The organism is Bradyrhizobium sp. AT1, assembly GCF_001590795.1.
In the GTDB taxonomy this organism is placed as follows: Bacteria; Pseudomonadota; Alphaproteobacteria; order Rhizobiales; family Xanthobacteraceae; genus Bradyrhizobium.
In genome coordinates this window covers 6038642-6056406 of sequence record NZ_JXDL01000001.1, presented here as the reverse complement: position 1 = coordinate 6056406, position 17765 = coordinate 6038642, and the positions used below count along the sequence as shown (strand labels likewise).

The following is a 17765-nucleotide window of genomic DNA, read 5'->3' as shown; positions in this document are numbered from 1 at the left end:
GGCCACCGCGAGCGGCATGGTCAACGCGATCCACGACAGCGGCAGCGATATTCCGGTCCGACCGATCAAGGCGGCCAACAGGCCGAACACGCTCTGGGCTGCGATCGAGATCGGCCAGCTCCAGATCAGACCCGGCGAACGATCGGCGACAGGCGGTGATGCAGATCAGCAGTCGGCCCCGAGCGCAGGCGGATGGTCGCCTTCGCAAAAATTGCGTTTCGGGCAATTAAACGCGAACCCGCGAATGCGCCGGGTTTTCCTGCGCAATTTTACATCTGCCGGGACAATTCGCCCTGCTCACGCAAAAGCTACTCGGATAGGCAGGAGGTTGCCGCTAAAAGCATCATCCTGATTCTCAAAGCTATTTTACTCAATGAAACCATCCGTCCAGGCAAATCTTTCGGCATTTCATCATGACGCCCGGCTGTATTTGACGCTCGGCATCGCCAATTGGTCGGTCTTTGTCGACCACATCCCGAACAACGTCGTCAATTTGCTGACGCTGCGCAATTTCGGCTTCAGCGGCGCCGCCGACCTGTTCGTGTTCGTGGTGGGTTATGGCGTCGCAATCATCCACGGCCGGATCGCGCTGGAGCGCGGATATCTCGTCGCCGCGACACGCATCTTCCGTCGCGTCTGGCGGCTCTACGCCGCCTATGTCGTGCTGTTCGTGATCTATATCGACACGATCGCCTACGTCGCCTCGCAATCGATGGCGCCGGAAATCATCCACGAATACAACATCTCAGGGATTCTCGAGCACCCGCTGCGCATCCTGGTTCGCGGCCTCGTGCTGCAGGAGGAGCCGCTCAATCTCGATCTCCTGCAATTGATGATCCCGCTGATGGCCTTTTTTCCGTTCGCATTGTGGGGCCTGTTGCGGCGGCCGAACCTGACCTTGGCGGCATCGATCGCGCTGTACCTTGCCGCACGCTGGTTCGACTGGAATTTCCGGGTCTATCCGGACCAGGAATGGACCTTCAATCCGCTGTGCTGGCAGATGCTGATGGTGCTCGGGGGCTGGTTCGCCGTGACAGGCGCGCCTGGTCGCACGCTGCGCGACATGCCCTGGCTGCGGATACTCGCGGGGAGCTATCTCGTATTCGCGATGGCCGTCACCCTGCTGCGCCGTTCGCCGGAATTGTCCGCTTACTTGCCAGACCTTCTCCTCGACAGCATCGCGCCGACGGACAAGGAAAACCTTGCACCCTATCGTGTGGTTCACTTCCTCGCCCTCGCCTTCCTCGCGACTCATCTCATTCCGGCCGATCACCCCGGACTGCGGCTGAAGCCGCTCCAGGCGGTCATCAGATGCGGCGAGGAATGGCTCGCCGTGTTCTGCGTCGGCGTCTTCCTGTCCTTCGCCGGCCATCTCATCCTGATCACCAGTGCCAATCTGGTGGCGATGCAGATCGTGGTGAGCCTCGCCGGATTCGCCGCGATGACCGCGGTGGCCTACTACGTCGCCTGGTCGAAATGGCAGGATTTGCCCGCGGCCATGCGGCAGCAGGCCTGAAGCGCGATTCCGCTAGGTTGGCCGCCGCGGCTGCGCTATCCCGGTAGGAACGGGTTGCGCGGGGAGACCGGACGTGGTGACGGCGAATGGCGGGGGGAACGGGGCCGATGGCGCTCCTCGGCGCGGCCGGCCACGATCGATCGAGACCAGCAACGCCATTCTCGACAGCGCTTATGCGCTGATGGCGTCCACCGGCCTTGCCGCCACCACCATCGATGCGGTCGCCCGCCACTCCGGCGTCTCCAAGATGACGATCTACAAATGGTGGCCGTCGCGCGAGGCGCTCTTGATCGACGCGTTTCTCCAGCATGCTGCGCAGATGCTGCCGCTGCCTCCGGTGAGCTCCGGCAGCCCAGCGGCGCGCGCGCGCCGCCATGCCGCGGCCTATGCCGAGGCGCTCCAGGGCGAGTTCGGCAAGGTCCAACTCGCCGTCATCTCCGAATGCATTTCCAAGACGGGCTCGGCCGAGCTGTTCTACGCCCGCTATCTGCAATTCCGTCGCGACGCGCTGGTGGAGATGATCGCGGCAGGCCAGAACGACGGCAGCATCCTGGCCGAAGGGCCGGCAGAGGATCTCTACGACGCGATCTACGGCGGCCTGTTCTATCGCTACGTCTTCGGAATCGCGCCGATTACACCGGCTTACGCGCGCAACCTCGTCGATCTCGTGCTACGCCCCAAGGGTTAGCTGCGCGCAGGCCGCACCGGAGCCGAGATCTTGTCCGTGCGATCGCGCTCGGTCATGTCGACCACCGTCTCCATTGGCGCGGTGAGCTCATAGACGTAGGAGACGTCGGTGAAATAGCGCTTGGCGGTGCCGCCGAGCGCCTCGGGCGCCACACGGTCGAGCAGGATCAGGCCGAAATCGGAATCGGGCCGGCGCGTCGCCTCGCTGGTGTTGAGCTCCTCCCAGCGGAAATGGAAGATTTCGTCGTTCCCCTCGCCCGTCACCGTCCAGCTGGCGGTGATGTGCGGATGCTTGCCGACCAGCGACAGGCCCTCGTCGGAATGCGAGGCCAGCTCGAAGAATAGCAGCGAGAGGCTCTGCGCCGCGCGCGCGCTGACGGCGATGTCGGGACCGGTCACGGCGATGCGGTCGGCATGCGGGATGGCGCGTGCCTCGAACAGGCCCTTCAGCTTGACGCCCTGCCATTGGCTCTCGCTGAGTAGCGAGACCACATTCGACATGGCGTGGATGCGGCCGATCAGAAGCTCGCGGGCCACGTCGATGTCCGCACCATGACGCAGAGTACGTGTCACGATCGACTGGATGACCGCAAGGATGTTCTTGACCCGGTGGTTGAGCTCGTCGATCACGGCGGTCAGCCGGCGCTCGAAGCCGATCCTGACCTGGATTTCCCGGCTGAGTCGCAGATTGTTGTAGGCGACATAGCCAAACAGACCGCACACCATCGCAGTGATCGCAAAGCCAATCGCCGCCACGATAATCGCAGTCTGCTCGGCACGACGCACCGAGTTGGTCTTCGCGTAATAACCGAGTTGCCAATCGCGGCCACCGAAGCTCACCGTGCGCGTCGCCGACGGCACCGGTCCGTCCGCCGCCACACTGCGCGTCGAGACCACGCCCTGGTCGTTGGCGATCAGCTCGCCGCCTTCCTTGCGCGGATCCCTGAGCGCGACCGAGAACAACGACATGTCGTCATTGGTCAACATCAGCGACGCCAGCTCATAGGAGAACGTGACGAACCCGGCCGGCTCGGTTGCCCCCTCGGGAACGACGGGCGCTGCCACAATGACGCCGATCGGCCCGTTTGCGCGCAACAGCGGAACCGGGTCCGAAGCCACCGACCTCTTCTCGATCCGGGCGCGCGTCAACATCGCGCTGCGAACCGGGTCCTGATCGTAGCTCCGGCCCGGCAGAGCCTTGGTCTCGTCGCTGCGCGGCTCGAGATCGAGCAGCACGTCGATCGGCTGGGTGATCTCGGCCGGATTGATCGGCTTGTCGTCATAGGTGCGGATCTTGGGATTCGGGAAGCCGGCGCCGCCAATGGCCGCCTGCGCCGCCGTGAGCTCGTTCGGCTTCAGCCGGGCGATCCAGCCGGCCACCACGAAATCCGTCTTGAAGGCGTAGATGGCCGAACGCAGCGGCTCCAGCATGTTCGGCTTGATCACGGATGGCGTGCGGAACAGGCCTGAAGCGACGCGCGCGAGCAGTTCGCGCTCGGTGAGCCGATCCTGGACCAGGCTGGCGTGAACGTCGATCGCACGCGCGAGCGCGATCCGGTCCAGCGCCAGCTCCTGGTCGTGGACGCGATAGGCCGCAAGCCCGGAGAGCAAGGCTCCGAGCAGAGCAATGAAACCGATGATGAAACCCAGCCGGACCACGCGACTACTCAGGCGAAAGCGGGAGGTCGGCAATAAACAAGGAGCATATGAACGCCGCTCGAACGGCCAAGTGCCGAAACAGGGTGAACCCCGGTGGCAGAGATAATGGAGGAGGAGACATCGGTACGCAACGTAGGTCGCCTGAGAAGCTTAATCCGTCCGGCCGATGGTCTGGCCGGGGTAGATGGCCCGGGCGCCGGAGGTAATCAATCGCCGTGTCCGAAATTTGTTCCGCCCTCGCGGGCCCAGCCCCAGGTTAACGGCGAAAAAAGCGTGCGCCAAGTCGTCGCGCCGTCAGCCCGCCCGTTTCAGGCCGCCTTTGGCCTCGATGAAGCCGACGATGCGGTCCAGCCCCTCGCTCTTCTTCAGATTGGTCATGACGAAAGGACGCTCGCCGCGCATGCGCCTGGCATCAATGTCCATCTTCTCCAGGGAGGCGCCGACATGGGGCGCAAGGTCGATCTTGTTAATGACCAGAAGGTCGGACCGGGTGATGCCGGGGCCGCCCTTGGACGGGATCTTGTCGCCGGCCGCCACGTCGATGACGTAAATGGTCAGGTCGGCCAGCTCCGGGGAAAAAGTGGCAGCGAGATTGTCGCCGCCGGACTCGATCAGCACGAGATCGAGCCCGGGAAACTTGGCGCGCATGTCCGCGACCGCGGCGAGATTCATCGAGGCATCCTCGCGGATCGCGGTGTGCGGGCAGCCGCCGGTCTCGACGCCGGCAATGCGGTCCGGCGTCAGCGAGCCCGAGCGCACCAGGAACTCGGCATCCCATTTGGTGTAGATGTCGTTGGTGATGGCGGCGATGTCATAGCGTTCGCGCATGGTCTTGCAGAGCAGATCCATCAGCGCGGTCTTGCCCGATCCGACCGGACCGCCGACGCCGACACGCAAGGGGCCGTGAGATTTCGACATGGAATCCGCTCGCTCTCGATGGGTTGAAGGCTGCCTCGCTGTCACGACCGGAACAGCCGCGTATATTGCGTCTCGTGCCGCAGGCTGGCGAGATCGGCGCGGAAGGTCGCGCTGCCGAGATCGTCCAATGTCGCGTTCAGCGCACGATTGGCGGTCGCGGCCACGGCGGCTTCCAGCCTCACCAGGACGCGCTGGCTGTCGGTCTGGCCCAGCGGAACGAGACGGCTGGCCGCAGAGATCCAGTTCGAGACCAGCGCATGCAGGAAGGCGTGCAGCGTCGGCGCCAGCGGAACGCCATGCAGAGCTGCGACGACACCGACTGCCAGCGGATAGACCAGTGGCGTGCGGCATGCAGCAATCGTGGCATCCAGCCCGTCGGCGTCCCAGGCGGCGCGGGCGATGTGGATGAAGGCGCGGCCCTGCGAGCTGGTCTCCAGCTGCCGTTCTCGCGACGGCACGAAGGCCGCAGCGAGCTCGGCGATATCGTTCAAAGACGTTTCCTCGCCCGCCTCAGTGGCGCGATAGGCATGGACCAGCAACGTCGCATCGCAGAAACCGGAGCCGTCACCCAGCATCGCGTCGAGCCAGTCCGCCAGCGTCGCCGTGTCGACGATGTCGCCGGCCTCGACTGCCCATTCGATGCCGCTCGAGTAGGAGAAACCGCCGACGGGGAATGCCGGCGACAACCAGGTCATCAACCGGTACAGCGCCGCTGCCTCGCGCTCGGCGAGGTCACCGGCGCGCACCGGCTCATTTGTGGTCATGAGCATGCGTGTGGCCGTGGTGATGGTCGGGATGGTCGCAATGCTCGTCGTGGTGATGGTCGTGATCGTGACCATGGTCATGCGCGGCATGGCCGTGATGATCATGGTGATCATGGTGATCATGATGGCCGTGATCGTGATGCTGACCATGATCGTGATGGGCGTGGTCGTCGTGACCATGCGCATGGCCGGCATCGGCATAGGCGCCGCCTTCGGGATCGAACGGCGCCTCGATCTCGATCACGCGTGCGCCGAGGCCCTTCACCATGGCCTCGATGACGTGATCACGGCGGATGCGCAAGGCTTTCGCCATGATCTGGGTCGGCAGATGGCGGTTGCCGAGATGCCAGCCGACGCGGACGAGATGGTGCGGATCGCGGCCGCGGATTTCGAGCAGCGGCTCGGCGGCCGCGACCACTTCGACCAGCCGTCCGTCCTCCAGCACCAGCGCATCGCCGCCGCGCAGCGCTGTGGCGTGCTCGAGGTCGAGCAGGAATTCGAGCCCCCGCGTGCCGGTCATCGCCATGCGGCGCCGGTGCCGATCGTCGAAATCGAGCACGACCGTGTCCGCCGGCGCTTCCGTGAAGCGGTGCTGTCCCTTAACCTGCGTCGCCCGCATCATATGTCTACCCTGTTACCGTGTCTCGACCTTCTCGGGCGTGATCACCTCGATCTTCGGCGGCGCCGTAAAGCACTTCACCGCGACGCGGCCGAACGTCTTCATATGCTCCATGCCACGATGCGGCACCAGCGCCTCGGCATTTTCCCACTGCTCGACGAACACCATCTTGGCAGGGTCGGTGACGCTCTCATGCAGATCGTAGGCGATATTGCCGGGTTCTTTCCGGGTCTCCTTGATGCAGGCGGTGGCAGCTGCAATGAATTCGGCGCGCGTTTCGGGCTTGATGGTCAAGGTGGCAACGACATAGATCACGAGAAATCCTCCCGGCTTTTCTTCTGGCTTCAGATACCGGGCGCGACATTAGACCAGGCTGGATCGAACGCAAAACCGGAAAAGCCGTCCCCGGACACATGCCGGGGACATGCGTTGAGGCGCTATTTCAGTACATGAAATATCGCTGCGCCATCGGCAGCACCTCGGCAGGGGCACAGGTGAGCAGCTCGCCGTCGGCGCGGACCTCATAGGTCTCCGGATCGACCTCGATATTGGGCGTGGCGTCGTTGTGGATCATGCTCTTTTTCGAGATCTTGCCGCGGGTGTTCTGGACCGCATAGAGCTTCTTCTCGATCCCGAGTTTTCGCGCGAGGCCGCCGGTGATGGCGGCTTTCGAGGTGAACACCACGGAGGATGCGGTGCGCGCCTTGCCGAAGGCGCCGAACATCGGCTGATAGTGCACCGGCTGCGGCGTCGGGATCGAGGCGTTGGGATCGCCCATGGGGGCTGCGACGATCGTGCCGCCCTTGACGATGCAGTCCGGCTTGACGCCGAAGAAGGCCGGCGACCACAGCACGAGATCGGCCATCTTGCCTTTCTCGACCGAGCCGATCAGCTTCGACACGCCGTGCGCGATCGCGGGGTTGATGGTGTACTTGGCGATGTAGCGCTTGACGCGGAAATTGTCGTTGTCCTTGCCCTTGTCCTGCGGCAGCGATCCGCGCTGCTTCTTCATCTTGTCGGCGGTCTGCCAGGTCCGGATGATGACCTCGCCGAGGCGGCCCATGGCCTGCGAATCCGAGGACATCATCGAGAGCGCGCCGAGATCGTGCAGGATGTCCTCGGCTGCGATGGTTTCCTTGCGGATACGGCTTTCGGCGAAGGCCAGGTCTTCCGCGATCGAGGGATCGAGGTGGTGGCACACCATCAGCATGTCCAGATGCTCGTCGATGGTGTTGCGGGTGAAGGGCCGCGTCGGGTTGGTCGAGGACGGCAGCACGTTCTTCAGGCCGGCGACCTTGATGATATCTGGGGCATGGCCGCCGCCGGCGCCTTCGGTGTGGAAGGCATGAATGGTGCGGCCCTTGAACGCCTTGATGGTGTCCTCGACGAAGCCGGATTCGTTCAGCGTATCGGTGTGGATCATCACCTGGATGTCGTGAGCATCAGCCACCGACAGGCAGTTATCGATCGCGGCCGGCGTCGTGCCCCAGTCCTCGTGCAGCTTGAGCGCGCAGGCGCCGGCCTTGATCATCTCGACCAGGGCTGCGGGCCGCGAGGCGTTGCCCTTTCCGGAGATCCCGAGATTGACCGGGAAGGCATCGAACGACTGGATCATCCGCCCCATGTGCCACGGCCCCGGCGTGCAAGTGGTGGCGAAAGTGCCGTGCGACGGGCCGGTGCCGCCGCCCAGCATCGAGGTGACGCCGGACATCAGCGCGTGCTCGATCTGCTGCGGGCAGATGAAATGGATGTGGCTGTCGAAGCCGCCGGCGGTGAGGATTTTGCCTTCACCCGCGATCACGTCGGTGCCGGGGCCGATGATGATGGTGACGCCGGGCTGGATGTCGGGATTGCCGGCCTTGCCGATGCCGGCAATCATGCCGTCCTTGATGGCGACGTCGGCCTTCACGATGCCCCAGTGATCGACGATCAGCGCATTGGTGATGACGGTGTCGGCCGCGCCTTGCTTGTTGGTGACCTGCGACTGCCCCATGCCGTCGCGGATCACCTTGCCGCCGCCGAACTTCACCTCCTCGCCATAGGTGGTGAAATCCTTTTCGACCTCGATGATGAGGTCGGTGTCGGCCAGCCGCACCCTGTCGCCGGTTGTCGGGCCGAACATGTCGGCATAGACGGAACGTTTCATCTTTACGGACATCACAAGCCCCGTTTGCGGTTGAACGTTTGGTGGATCACAGCAAGGCCTTCGCTGCTTTCACGGCATTATCGAATTTCTCGTCGAGCCACGCATTACCGCCGCGGCAGCCCGCAACGACTTGCGTGGCCCATCCACTGTAGTCGGCGAGGTCGTCAAGCTCCTCGGTGGTCGGATCCGTATGAAGGCGTGCCCCTATATTGCTGATCTTGTCGGCGATCTTGATCAGCTTCGCGCCGGGCGATTTGTGCAGAGCGTCCTCGATCTGCTTCCGCCGCCGCTCAGCCTTCGGCAGGTTCATGTCGTCCGTGCACTCAACGACCAGGGCGGCGACTCGCTCTGAGAAAGTCTGCGCAAGCTCCTCGCGCGTGGTGTCGGTGTCCTCGATCGTATCGTGCAGCCAGCCGGCCGCGACCAGCTCGGCATCGGCGCCGTCGGTCGCGGTCGCAAGGAGGTTCGCAACCTCGGCGAGATGATTGATATAGGGCTCGCTGCCGCGCCCCTTGCGCGCCATGCCGTTGTGGCGCTGCGCGGCGAGCTCGGCAGCTTCAGATATGAGACGGATGGGGGAGAGCATGGCAAGGACCTCCATTCTCGCCTCAACCGTGCCGTGCCGCGCTCGTTCCTGCGACGCTCACAGCTTCCCCATCACGTCGCCGCGGAAACCGTAGATCGTCTTCTTGCCCGCCATCGCCACCAGCTGCACATCGCGGGTCTGGCCAGGTTCGAAACGCACCGCGGTGCCGGCGGCGATGTCGAGGCGCATGCCGCGGGACTTCTTGCGGTCGAATTTCAGCGCCGGGTTGGTCTCGAAGAAATGGTAGTGCGAGCCGACCTGGATCGGGCGGTCACCGGTATTGGCCACCGTCAGTGTCACCGTCTTGCGACCGGCATTGAGCTCGATCTCGCCGTCCTGGATGAAGAGTTCGCCGGGGATCATGCTTCTGGCTCCTACCTGATCGGCTCGTGCACGGTGACGAGCTTGGTGCCGTCCGGAAAGGTCGCCTCGACCTGGATGTCGTGGATCATCTCGGGGATGCCCGGCATCACCTGGTCGCGGGTCAGGACCTGCGCGCCGGATTGCATCAGTTCGGCGACGGTGCGGCCGTCGCGCGCGCCCTCGAGGATGAAATCGGAGATGATCGCGATCGCCTCGGGATGGTTGAGCTTGACGCCGCGATCGAGCCTTCGGCGGGCGACGATCGCCGCCATCGAGATTAGAAGCTTGTCCTTTTCGCGGGGAGACAGGTTCATGAAGACTCTCTTCCGTTCAACACGTCGATTCAGCCGCTCAGTTCAACCAGAGTCGCGGCAGCGCCGCACCGGTGCGCGCCAGCACGGCCATCATGTCGGCGCGCAAGCGCGCCGCATCTTGGGCACAGAACCGCGCCATTGCAAAGCCATTCCAGGCGGAGATTCCGACCTCGCCGGAGAACGAATCCGAGGCCTCGCGGATGCGCTCGACGAGGGCCTCGTCGCCGGGGACGATCAGCGCCGTGCCGATCGCCGCGCCGCCCTTCGCCACCGCCGATCGCCCAAGTTTTGCGCCGATATTGCCGTCGAGCCTGACGGTCTCGGCGAACACCAGCCTGCCACCACGCCGCAGCCGCCAGCGGTCGACGAATTCCCCCTGCTCCATCCGCTCGCCCATGGCGGTGCGGCCGAACACGACGATTTCGCAAAGCAGCAGCGAGGCGGCGTCATCGAGCTCGATGTCGAAGCGGCGGTGAACCCGGGCGCGATCGAACAGGATGGTCTCCTGCGGCAGCCAGCCGAGATGCGCGCCTGCGCCGACCTTCAAGGCGATACTGAGCTGCGCCGCGTTACCGGGTGCACGATAAATCTTCTCGGCCGCCGCCGTGGTCAATGTCAGCCGCGAACCTTCACCCGCCGCGATGTCGACATCAAACCTGTCCCCTCCCGCGACGCCGCCGGCCGTGTTGACGAATACGCCGGAGAGCCCCTCGCCCTCGGGCGAAGGAAAGCGCACGCGCAGCGAGCCGGACTCATGCAGGACGCCGCGCCGCGTCACGCCGTCGCGCGCATGCACGTCGAAGCGCACCGCGCCGCGGGCACGGTTGGCCTCGAAAACCCCTGATGTGACTGACAGGTCGCTGCGCATCCGCCTCCCCAGCCGGCCGCGTCAGAATGACTTACAGCGCCATCTGGCGGCTGATTTCGGCCGGGTCGAGATTGGATCGGTCGCAGGAGAACTTCACCGCGCCACGATCCATCACGGCAAAACTGTCGCCGAGTTCGCAGGCAAAGTCGAGATATTGTTCGACCAGCACGATGGCGATGTTGCCGAGGTTGCGCAGGTACGAGATGGCGCGGCCGATGTCCTTGATGATCGAGGGCTGGATGCCCTCGGTCGGCTCGTCGAGCAGCAGCAGCTTCGGCCGCATCACCAGCGCGCGACCGATCGCGAGTTGCTGCTGCTGACCGCCGGAGAGATCGCCGCCGCGCCGGCCGAGCATGGACTGCAGCACCGGGAACAGCGAGAACACATCGTCCGGAATGTGCTTGTCCTCGCGCTTGAGCGGGCCGAAGCCGGTCTTGAGGTTTTCTTCGACCGTCAGCAGCGGGAAGATCTCGCGCCCCTGCGGCACAAAGCCGATGCCCTTGCGGGCCCGCTCATAGGGCTTGAGGCCCGTGATGTCGCTGCCGTCGAGCACGATGGCGCCCGAGGAGATCGGATATTGCCCCACCATTGCGCGCAAGAGCGAGGTCTTGCCGACGCCGTTGCGGCCGAGCACACAGGTCACCTTGCCAGGCTCGGCCGAGATGGACACGCCACGCAACGCCTGCGCGGCGCCGTAGAAGAGATTGATGTCCTTGACCTCAAGCATCGCTCAGCGTCCCAGATAGACTTCGATGACCCGCTCGTTGGACGAGACCTGGTCGATGGTGCCTTCCGCCAGCACCGTGCCCTCGTGCAGGCAGGTGACCTTGACGCCGAGCTCGCGCACGAACGTCATGTCGTGCTCGACCACCATCACGGTATGGGTCTTGTTGATTTCCTTCAGCAGCTCGGCGGTGAGGTGCGTCTCGACGTCGGTCATCCCGGCGACGGGCTCGTCCACCAGCAGCAGTTTCGGGTCCTGCGCCAGCAGCATGCCGATCTCCAGCCACTGCTTCTGGCCGTGGCTGAGGCTGCCGGCCAGGCGGTTGCGCGCTTCGGTGAGGCGGATCGTCTCCAGCACCTTGTCGATGCGTTCGGACTCGGCCCTGCTGCCGCGCCAGAACAGCGTGCCGCGGACCGAGTGGTCGACATTGAGCGCGAGCAGAAGATTGTCCTGCACCGTCTGGCTCTCGAACACGGTCGGCTTCTGGAACTTGCGGCCGATGCCGAGCTCGGCGATGCGGGTCTCGTCCAGCCGCGTCAGGTCGGTGACACCATCGAACAGCACCGTGCCCTCGTCGGGCTTGGTCTTGCCGGTGATGATGTCCATCATCGTGGTCTTGCCGGCGCCGTTCGGGCCGATGATGGCGCGCATCTCGCCGGGCTCGAGCGTCAGCGACAGATTGTTGATGGCGTGGAAACCGTCGAACGAGACGTGCACGCCGTCGAGATAGAGCATTGCGGAGGTGGCGCGGTTGTCCATGACGTTCATGTGCGCCTACTCCGCCATCTTGGGTTCGGTGACGCCGTCTTCGGCCGCGGCACTTGCCATCGTGGCAGCGCGTTTCTCCTTCGAGGAGTCCCACCATGCATTGAAGGTGCCGACGATGCCCTTCGGCAGCAGCAGCGTCACCAGGATGAACAATGCGCCCAGCATGAACAGCCAGTACGGCGCCAGCACGCCCGAGGTGAAAAACGTCTTGGCGTAGTTGACGACGACAGCGCCGAGCGCGGCACCGACGAGCGTGCCGCGGCCGCCGACCGCGACCCAGATCACCGCCTCGATCGAATTGCCCGGCGCGAATTCGGAGGGGTTGATGATGCCGACCTGCGGCACGTAGAGCGCGCCGGCGACGCCGGCCATGCAGGCCGACACCGTGAACACGAACAGCTTGTAGGATTCGACGCGGTAGCCGAGGAAGCGCGTGCGCGACTCCGCATCGCGCACCGCGATCAGCACCTTGCCGAGCTTGGACGAGACGATGGCGCGGCAGATCAGGAAGCCCACGATCAGCGCCAGGCAGCTCAGCGCGAACAATGCGGCCCGCGTGCCCTCGGCCTGGACGTTGAAGCCGAGGATATCCTTGAAGTCGGTCAGGCCGTTGTTGCCGCCGAAGCCGAAATCGTTGCGGAAGAACGCGAGCAGCAGCGCATAGGTCATGGCCTGCGTGATGATCGACAAATAGACGCCGGTGACGCGGGAGCGGAACGCGAGCCAACCGAAGCAGAAGGCAAGCAGGCCGGGCACGACCAGCACCATCAGGGCCGCGAACCAGAACATGTCGAAGCCGTACCAGTACCAGGGCAGCTTCGAATAGTTCAGGAACACCATGAAATCAGGCAGAACAGGATTGCCGTAGACGCCGCGGGTGCCGATCTGCCGCATCAGGTACATGCCCATCGCGTAGCCGCCGAGGGCGAAGAAGGCGCCGTGGCCGAGCGAGAGGATGCCGCAATAGCCCCAGATCAAATCGATCGCGAGCGCGAGGATGGCGTAGCAGACGTATTTCCCCCACAGCGCGACGAGATAGGTCGGCACCTGCAGGAACGAGCCTGCGGGCAGCAGCAGGTTGGAGAGCGGGATGAGAATGCCGCAGGCCGCGACGACGGCAAGGAAGATCGTCGCGCCGCGGTCCAGCGATCGCGTCAGCATGTGAGGGGTCATGCTTCCACCGCACGGCCCTTGAGCGCGAACAGGCCGCGCGGGCGCTTTTGAATGAACAGGATGATCAGGACGAGGATCGCGATCTTGCCGAGCACGGCGCCGGCGACCGGCTCCAGGAATTTGTTGGCGATGCCGAGCGTGAAGGCGCCGACCAGCGTGCCCCAGAGATTGCCGACCCCGCCGAACACCACGACCATGAAGCTGTCGATGATGTAGCTCTGGCCGAGATTGGGGCTGACATTGTCGATCTGCGACAGCGCCACGCCGGCGATGCCGGCAATGCCCGAGCCGAGCCCGAAGGTCAGCGCGTCGACGCGCGAGGTGGCGATGCCCATGGAGGCCGCCATGCGGCGGTTCTGTGTCACCGCGCGCATCTCGAGGCCCAGCGCAGTGTAGCGCAGCATCGCAAGCAGGATCGCGAACACGGCGAGCGTGAACACGAGGATCCAGAGCCGGTTGTAGGTGATGGTGATCTGGCCCAGCTCGAACGCACCGCTCATCCAGGAGGGATTGCCGACCTCGCGGTTGGTCGGACCGAACATGGTGCGCACCGCCTGCTGCAGCACCAGCGAGAGGCCCCAGGTCGCCAGCAGCGTCTCCAGCGGGCGACCGTAGAGGAAGCGGATGATGCTGCGCTCGATCAGGACGCCGATCGCGCCGGCGACGAGGAAGGCGAGCGGCACGGCGATCAAGAGCGAATAGTCGAACAGGGCGGGATAGCGGGTGCGGATCACCTCCTGCACCACGAAAGTGGTATAGGCCCCGATCATCACCATCTCGCCATGCGCCATATTGATCACGCCCATCACGCCGAAGGTGATGGCGAGCCCGATCGCGGCGAGCAGCAACACCGAGCCGAGCGAGAGGCCGTACCAGGCATTCTGAACCGAGGACCAGATGGCGAGCGAAGACTGGATCGAGCCGATCGCGCTCGCGGCGGCCTTGGTCACCGAGGCCGGCTGGTCGCCCATGCCGGTGAGCAGCGCCATGGCCTCCTGGTCGCCGCGGGCCTTGAGCGTGGCGACCGCCTCGAGCTTCTCGACCTCGGATGCGTCGGACTTGAACAGCAGGATGGCGGCGCGGGCCTCGCCCAGCGCGGCCTTGACGGATCTGTTGGTCTCCTTGGCGAGCGCGGCGTCGACGGCTTCGAGCGCAGTCTCCTCGTGCGACTTGAAGACGGATTGCGCGGCCTGGAGGCGTGTTCCGACATCCGGCGACTGCAGCGTCAGGCTGCCGAGCGCGGCATCGACGCTGCGGCGCAGGCGGTTGTTGAGGCGGACCGCGCTCGCGCTGTCGGGAACGCTGGCCACCGCCTGGCCGGTCGCGGCGTCGATCGACTTGCCGTCGGTACCGGTGACGTAGACCTTCTTGCTGTCGAGGTCGACCATCAGGCGGCCGTCCTGAAGCGCACTGATGATCGGGAAAGCCAGCGGATTGCCGCTGGCTGCGACCACGCCGATCGCCTCGTCCGTATCGGAATAATCATCGTTGGCGAATTTGGCGACCGCATCCTCGAACGGACCGGCGAGGGCCGGCAGCGCGAACGCGATCAGGAACAACGAGAGCGCAAGCGAGCAGAGGCGCGCGGACAAATGGGTTGGCACTGTGAATGACCCCGGCAGAAATGAGTGGAGAAGGCGGCGGGATCGCCGCCTTCTCCGATCGTGAAATGGCGCGTCAGATCCGGATCAGGAGCCCGAGCCGAGGCACTTGTTGGTCTTGGTGTTGAAGTTGCCGCACTTCTTGCCGACCCAGTCGCCGATCAGGTCCTTGGAGCCGTCGAGCTCCTTCGACCAGGCATCGCCCGCGACGAGACCCGGGGTCTTCCAGACCACGTCGAATTGGCCGTTGGCCTTGATCTCGCCGATGAACACCGGCTTGGTGATGTGGTGGTTCGGCAGCATCTTGGAGGTGCCGCCGGTCAGGTTCTTGGCTTCGATGCCCGGGAGAGCGTCGATCACCTTGTCCGGATCGGTCGACTTCACCTTCTCGACCGCCTTCACCCACATGTCGAAGCCGATCACGTGCGCTTCCATGGGATCGTTGGTGACGCGCTTCGGATTCTTGGTGTAGGTCTGCCACGCCTTGATGAACTTCTCGTTCTCCGGCGACTTGATCGACTGGAAGTAGTTCCAGGCGGCGAGATGGCCGAGCAGCGGCTTGGTGTCGATGCCGGCGAGCTCTTCCTCACCCACCGAGAACGCGACGACCGGGATGTCCTTGGCCTTGATGCCCTGGTTGCCGAGCTCCTTGTAGAACGGCACGTTGGCGTCGCCGTTGATGGTCGAGACCACCGCGGTCTTCTTGCCGGCCGAGCCGAACTTCTTGATGTCGGCCACGATCGTCTGCCAGTCGGAGTGACCGAACGGCGTATAGTTGATCATGATGTCTTCCTGGGCGACACCCTTCGACTTCAGATAGGCTTCCAGGATCTTGTTGGTGGTGCGCGGATAGACGTAGTCGGTGCCCGCGAGCACCCAGCGCTTCACCTTCTCGTCCTTCATCAAATAATCGACGGCGGGGATCGCCTGCTGGTTCGGCGCCGCACCCGTGTAGAACACGTTGCGCTCGCTCTCCTCGCCCTCGTACTGCACAGGGTAGAACAGGATGTTGTTCAGCTCCTTGAAGACGGGCAGCACCGACTTGCGCGACACCGAGGTCCAGCAGCCGAACACGACCGAGACCTTGTCCTTGGTGATCAGCTCGCGCGCCTTTTCGGCGAACAGCGGCCAGTTCGACGCGGGATCGACGACGACGGCTTCGAGCTTCTTGCCGAGAACGCCGCCCTTCTTGTTCTGCTCGTCGATCAGGAAGAGGATGGTATCCTTCAGCGTGGTTTCGCTGATGGCCATGGTGCCCGAAAGGGAGTGCAGCACACCGACCTTGATGGTGTCGTCGGCGGCTTTTGCGCCGGTCAATGGAGCCAGGCCGAGCATCAGGCCGGCGGTCGCGGCGAGAACGCCACGGCGGCTGAATGACGCCGCTATATCGTGAATGGATTTGCTAAGCATGAGTGTCTGTTCTCCCTGACGCAGACGTGAAAAACGCTGCGAAACGGCCCCACGGCCGCCTGCGATTAACGGATTCGCAAGAACTGTGCCATGGACTGGGCACCCATCAACTGTTTGTTTTTGTTATAAAAATTGCCAGAAATCAAAGTTTCGCCACCAAGAAGCAGCTCAAATCTTGAGCAATTCGAATGTATGCCAAAGCGGCAGGTGGGTTATTTTTTGAGCAAATTGTTCGCTCTGGCTAAATTTCCGGCAGAACTATTTTTGCACCGCAATCGGCATTTCGAGGGTGCCTGCCTTGAAAGCGCCCCCTCAATGTTCCATATGAGCAGCCGAGACCTCTTGCGAATCAAGGGGTCGTTGCGAGCCGCGTGTTCTTAAGCCCTCTACGGGCCTCTGGCTTGCCCCACATCTCCCAAGCCATCCGACACCCTAAACACGCAGGTGTCTTCTCGACACCCTTTTGCGCGCGCCGCGCTGAATGCGCCGGGCGTTGCGCTTTTGACATGGAAAGAACCCATCTTTTGACTTCGTTTCAGGATTTCGGCCTCGCCGAACCGATCGCGCGTGCTCTCGCCGAAGAGAACTACGTCACCCCCACCCCCATCCAGGCCCAGACTGTTCCGATCGCGCTGACCGGCCGCGACGTCGTCGGCATCGCCCAGACCGGAACCGGCAAGACCGCGTCCTTCGCGCTTCCGATTCTGCACCGCCTGCTCGAGAACCGGATCAAGCCGCAGCCCAAGACCTGCCGGGTCCTGGTGCTGTCGCCCACCCGCGAGCTGTCCGGCCAGATCCTCGACAGCTTCAACGCCTATGGCCGCCATATCCGCCTGTCCTCGACGCTCGCCATCGGCGGCGTGCCGATGGGCCGCCAGGTCCGTGCCCTGATGCAGGGCGTCGACGTGCTGGTCGCCACCCCCGGCCGCCTGCTCGACCTCGTTCAGAGCAATGGCCTGAAGCTTGGCAGCGTCGAATTCCTCGTGCTCGACGAGGCAGACCGCATGCTGGACATGGGCTTCATCAACGACATCCGCAAGATCGTCGCGAAGCTCCCGATCAAGCGGCAGACGCTGTTCTTCTCGGCCACCATGCCGAAGGACATCGCCGAGCTCGCCGACGCCATGCTGCGTGACCCCGCCCGCGTCGCGGTGACCCCGGTCTCCTCGACCGTCGAGCGGATCAAGCAGCGCATTATCCAGGTCGACTTCTCCGCCAAGCCGGGGTTCCTCGCCCAGCTGTTGAAGCAGGAGCCGGTCAACCGCGCGCTGGTCTTTACCCGCACCAAGCACGGCGCCGACAAGGTGGTGAAGACGCTCGAGAAGGCCGGCATTCCCGCCAGCGCCATCCACGGCAACAAGTCCCAGAACCATCGCGAACGGACCTTGGCCCTGTTCCGTTCGGGCGAGATTCGTACCCTGGTCGCCACCGACATCGCCGCCCGCGGCATCGATGTCGACGGCATCACCCATGTCATCAATTTCGACCTGCCCAACGTGCCGGAAACCTATGTCCACCGCATCGGCCGCACCGCGCGCGCCGGCGCCGAGGGCACCGCGATCTCGCTGGTCGCCGGCGGCGAGGAACTCAGCTATCTCCGCGACATCGAGCGGCTGATCAAGGTGACGCTGCCGCGCGAAGACCTCCGC

At 64.1% G+C, this 17765-nt stretch carries 19 protein-coding genes; 4 read left to right on the top strand and 15 right to left on the bottom strand.

The window, feature by feature from the left end:
- Nucleotides 1-16 precede the first annotated feature (16 nt).
- The 3 genes from SE92_RS36135 to SE92_RS28060 all read left to right on the top strand — a co-directional run bounded on the left by SE92_RS36135 (nucleotide 17) and on the right by SE92_RS28060 (nucleotide 2204).
- Complete coding sequence (locus SE92_RS36135; protein WP_157095707.1) at nucleotides 17-352, top strand: hypothetical protein; 336 nt, start codon at nucleotides 17-19, stop codon at nucleotides 350-352.
- A gap of 21 nt (nucleotides 353-373) precedes the next feature.
- Entirely contained in the window at nucleotides 374-1516 is a 1143-nt protein-coding gene (locus SE92_RS28065; RefSeq protein WP_063200799.1) for an OpgC domain-containing protein, read from the top strand.
- 73 nt (nucleotides 1517-1589) lie between these two features.
- Nucleotides 1590-2204: a TetR/AcrR family transcriptional regulator gene (locus tag SE92_RS28060; protein WP_063200796.1), complete on the top strand. Its 615-nt coding sequence runs from the start codon at nucleotides 1590-1592 to the stop codon at nucleotides 2202-2204.
- On the opposite strand, the gene SE92_RS28055 is transcribed toward SE92_RS28060, so the two are convergent.
- The 15 genes from SE92_RS28055 to urtA all read right to left on the bottom strand — a co-directional run bounded on the left by SE92_RS28055 (nucleotide 2201) and on the right by urtA (nucleotide 16116).
- Nucleotides 2201-3862, bottom strand: a complete 1662-nt coding sequence (locus SE92_RS28055; protein ID WP_063200793.1) for a CHASE domain-containing protein — start codon at nucleotides 3860-3862, stop codon at nucleotides 2201-2203. The two genes, SE92_RS28060 and SE92_RS28055, sit on opposite strands and share 4 nt — an antisense overlap.
- Before the next feature lie 294 nt (nucleotides 3863-4156).
- Nucleotides 4157-4780, bottom strand: coding sequence for an urease accessory protein UreG (gene ureG, locus SE92_RS28050; RefSeq protein WP_063200790.1), 624 nt, complete (start codon nucleotides 4778-4780; stop codon nucleotides 4157-4159).
- A 41-nt stretch (nucleotides 4781-4821) separates the two neighbouring features.
- Nucleotides 4822-5550 (bottom strand): urease accessory protein UreF, encoded by a 729-nt coding sequence (locus SE92_RS28045; protein WP_084251896.1) that lies wholly within the window; start codon nucleotides 5548-5550, stop codon nucleotides 4822-4824.
- On the bottom strand, nucleotides 5531-6166 hold the full coding sequence (gene ureE, locus SE92_RS28040; protein WP_063200787.1) for an urease accessory protein UreE: 636 nt from the start codon (nucleotides 6164-6166) through the stop codon (nucleotides 5531-5533). The genes SE92_RS28045 and ureE overlap by 20 nt, the downstream gene beginning before the upstream one ends.
- A gap of 12 nt (nucleotides 6167-6178) precedes the next feature.
- On the bottom strand, nucleotides 6179-6478 hold the full coding sequence (locus SE92_RS28035) for a putative quinol monooxygenase (protein ID WP_018318764.1): 300 nt from the start codon (nucleotides 6476-6478) through the stop codon (nucleotides 6179-6181).
- A gap of 127 nt (nucleotides 6479-6605) precedes the next feature.
- The gene (gene ureC, locus SE92_RS28030; protein WP_063200784.1) at nucleotides 6606-8321 is read right to left on the bottom strand and encodes an urease subunit alpha; all 1716 of its coding nucleotides are present in this window, start codon (nucleotides 8319-8321) and stop codon (nucleotides 6606-6608) included.
- Between the two features lie 34 nt (nucleotides 8322-8355).
- The gene (locus tag SE92_RS28025) at nucleotides 8356-8895 is read right to left on the bottom strand and encodes an HD domain-containing protein (protein WP_063203802.1); all 540 of its coding nucleotides are present in this window, start codon (nucleotides 8893-8895) and stop codon (nucleotides 8356-8358) included.
- Between the two features lie 57 nt (nucleotides 8896-8952).
- Nucleotides 8953-9258, bottom strand: coding sequence for an urease subunit beta (locus tag SE92_RS28020; protein WP_035708642.1), 306 nt, complete (start codon nucleotides 9256-9258; stop codon nucleotides 8953-8955).
- Between the two features lie 11 nt (nucleotides 9259-9269).
- Nucleotides 9270-9572: an urease subunit gamma gene (locus SE92_RS28015; protein WP_007605424.1), complete on the bottom strand. Its 303-nt coding sequence runs from the start codon at nucleotides 9570-9572 to the stop codon at nucleotides 9270-9272.
- 37 nt (nucleotides 9573-9609) lie between these two features.
- Entirely contained in the window at nucleotides 9610-10440 is an 831-nt protein-coding gene (locus tag SE92_RS28010) for an urease accessory protein UreD (protein WP_063200781.1), read from the bottom strand.
- A 31-nt stretch (nucleotides 10441-10471) separates the two neighbouring features.
- Complete coding sequence (gene urtE, locus SE92_RS28005) at nucleotides 10472-11167, bottom strand: urea ABC transporter ATP-binding subunit UrtE (RefSeq protein ID WP_063200778.1); 696 nt, start codon at nucleotides 11165-11167, stop codon at nucleotides 10472-10474.
- 3 nt (nucleotides 11168-11170) lie between these two features.
- Nucleotides 11171-11932, bottom strand: a complete 762-nt coding sequence (gene urtD / locus SE92_RS28000; protein WP_063200775.1) for an urea ABC transporter ATP-binding protein UrtD — start codon at nucleotides 11930-11932, stop codon at nucleotides 11171-11173.
- A gap of 6 nt (nucleotides 11933-11938) precedes the next feature.
- The gene (urtC, locus tag SE92_RS27995; RefSeq protein WP_063200772.1) at nucleotides 11939-13105 is read right to left on the bottom strand and encodes an urea ABC transporter permease subunit UrtC; all 1167 of its coding nucleotides are present in this window, start codon (nucleotides 13103-13105) and stop codon (nucleotides 11939-11941) included.
- Nucleotides 13102-14709 (bottom strand): urea ABC transporter permease subunit UrtB, encoded by a 1608-nt coding sequence (gene urtB, locus SE92_RS27990; RefSeq protein ID WP_063200769.1) that lies wholly within the window; start codon nucleotides 14707-14709, stop codon nucleotides 13102-13104. Before urtB ends, urtC begins: the two co-directional genes overlap by 4 nt.
- An 84-nt stretch (nucleotides 14710-14793) precedes the next feature.
- Nucleotides 14794-16116, bottom strand: coding sequence for an urea ABC transporter substrate-binding protein (gene urtA / locus SE92_RS27985; RefSeq protein WP_063200766.1), 1323 nt, complete (start codon nucleotides 16114-16116; stop codon nucleotides 14794-14796).
- Between the two features lie 506 nt (nucleotides 16117-16622).
- Here urtA and SE92_RS27980 point away from each other — a divergent pair.
- Nucleotides 16623-17765 (top strand): DEAD/DEAH box helicase (locus SE92_RS27980; RefSeq protein WP_084251895.1); only part of this gene is annotated, 1143 nt, incomplete at its 3' end.

Excerpts from the sequence above, each read along its gene's own strand:
- SE92_RS28015 (WP_007605424.1), bottom strand. The coding sequence starts at position 9,572 with ATGAACCTGTCTCCCCGCGAAAAGGACAAGCTTCTAATCTCGATGGCG.
- ureC (WP_063200784.1), bottom strand. The coding sequence starts at position 8,321 with ATGTCCGTAAAGATGAAACGTTCCGTCTATGCCGACATGTTCGGCCCG.
- ureE (WP_063200787.1), bottom strand. The coding sequence starts at position 6,166 with ATGATGCGGGCGACGCAGGTTAAGGGACAGCACCGCTTCACGGAAGCG.
- SE92_RS28010 (WP_063200781.1), bottom strand. The coding sequence starts at position 10,440 with ATGCGCAGCGACCTGTCAGTCACATCAGGGGTTTTCGAGGCCAACCGT.
- SE92_RS28025 (WP_063203802.1), bottom strand. The coding sequence starts at position 8,895 with ATGCTCTCCCCCATCCGTCTCATATCTGAAGCTGCCGAGCTCGCCGCG.
- SE92_RS36135 (WP_157095707.1), top strand. The coding sequence starts at position 17 with ATGGTCAACGCGATCCACGACAGCGGCAGCGATATTCCGGTCCGACCG.
- SE92_RS28065 (WP_063200799.1), top strand. The coding sequence starts at position 374 with ATGAAACCATCCGTCCAGGCAAATCTTTCGGCATTTCATCATGACGCC.
- SE92_RS28020 (WP_035708642.1), bottom strand. The coding sequence starts at position 9,258 with ATGATCCCCGGCGAACTCTTCATCCAGGACGGCGAGATCGAGCTCAAT.
- urtD (WP_063200775.1), bottom strand. The coding sequence starts at position 11,932 with ATGAACGTCATGGACAACCGCGCCACCTCCGCAATGCTCTATCTCGAC.
- urtA (WP_063200766.1), bottom strand. The coding sequence starts at position 16,116 with ATGCTTAGCAAATCCATTCACGATATAGCGGCGTCATTCAGCCGCCGT.
- urtE (WP_063200778.1), bottom strand. The coding sequence starts at position 11,167 with ATGCTTGAGGTCAAGGACATCAATCTCTTCTACGGCGCCGCGCAGGCG.
- urtC (WP_063200772.1), bottom strand. The coding sequence starts at position 13,105 with ATGACCCCTCACATGCTGACGCGATCGCTGGACCGCGGCGCGACGATC.
- ureG (WP_063200790.1), bottom strand. The coding sequence starts at position 4,780 with ATGTCGAAATCTCACGGCCCCTTGCGTGTCGGCGTCGGCGGTCCGGTC.
- SE92_RS28045 (WP_084251896.1), bottom strand. The coding sequence starts at position 5,550 with ATGCTCATGACCACAAATGAGCCGGTGCGCGCCGGTGACCTCGCCGAG.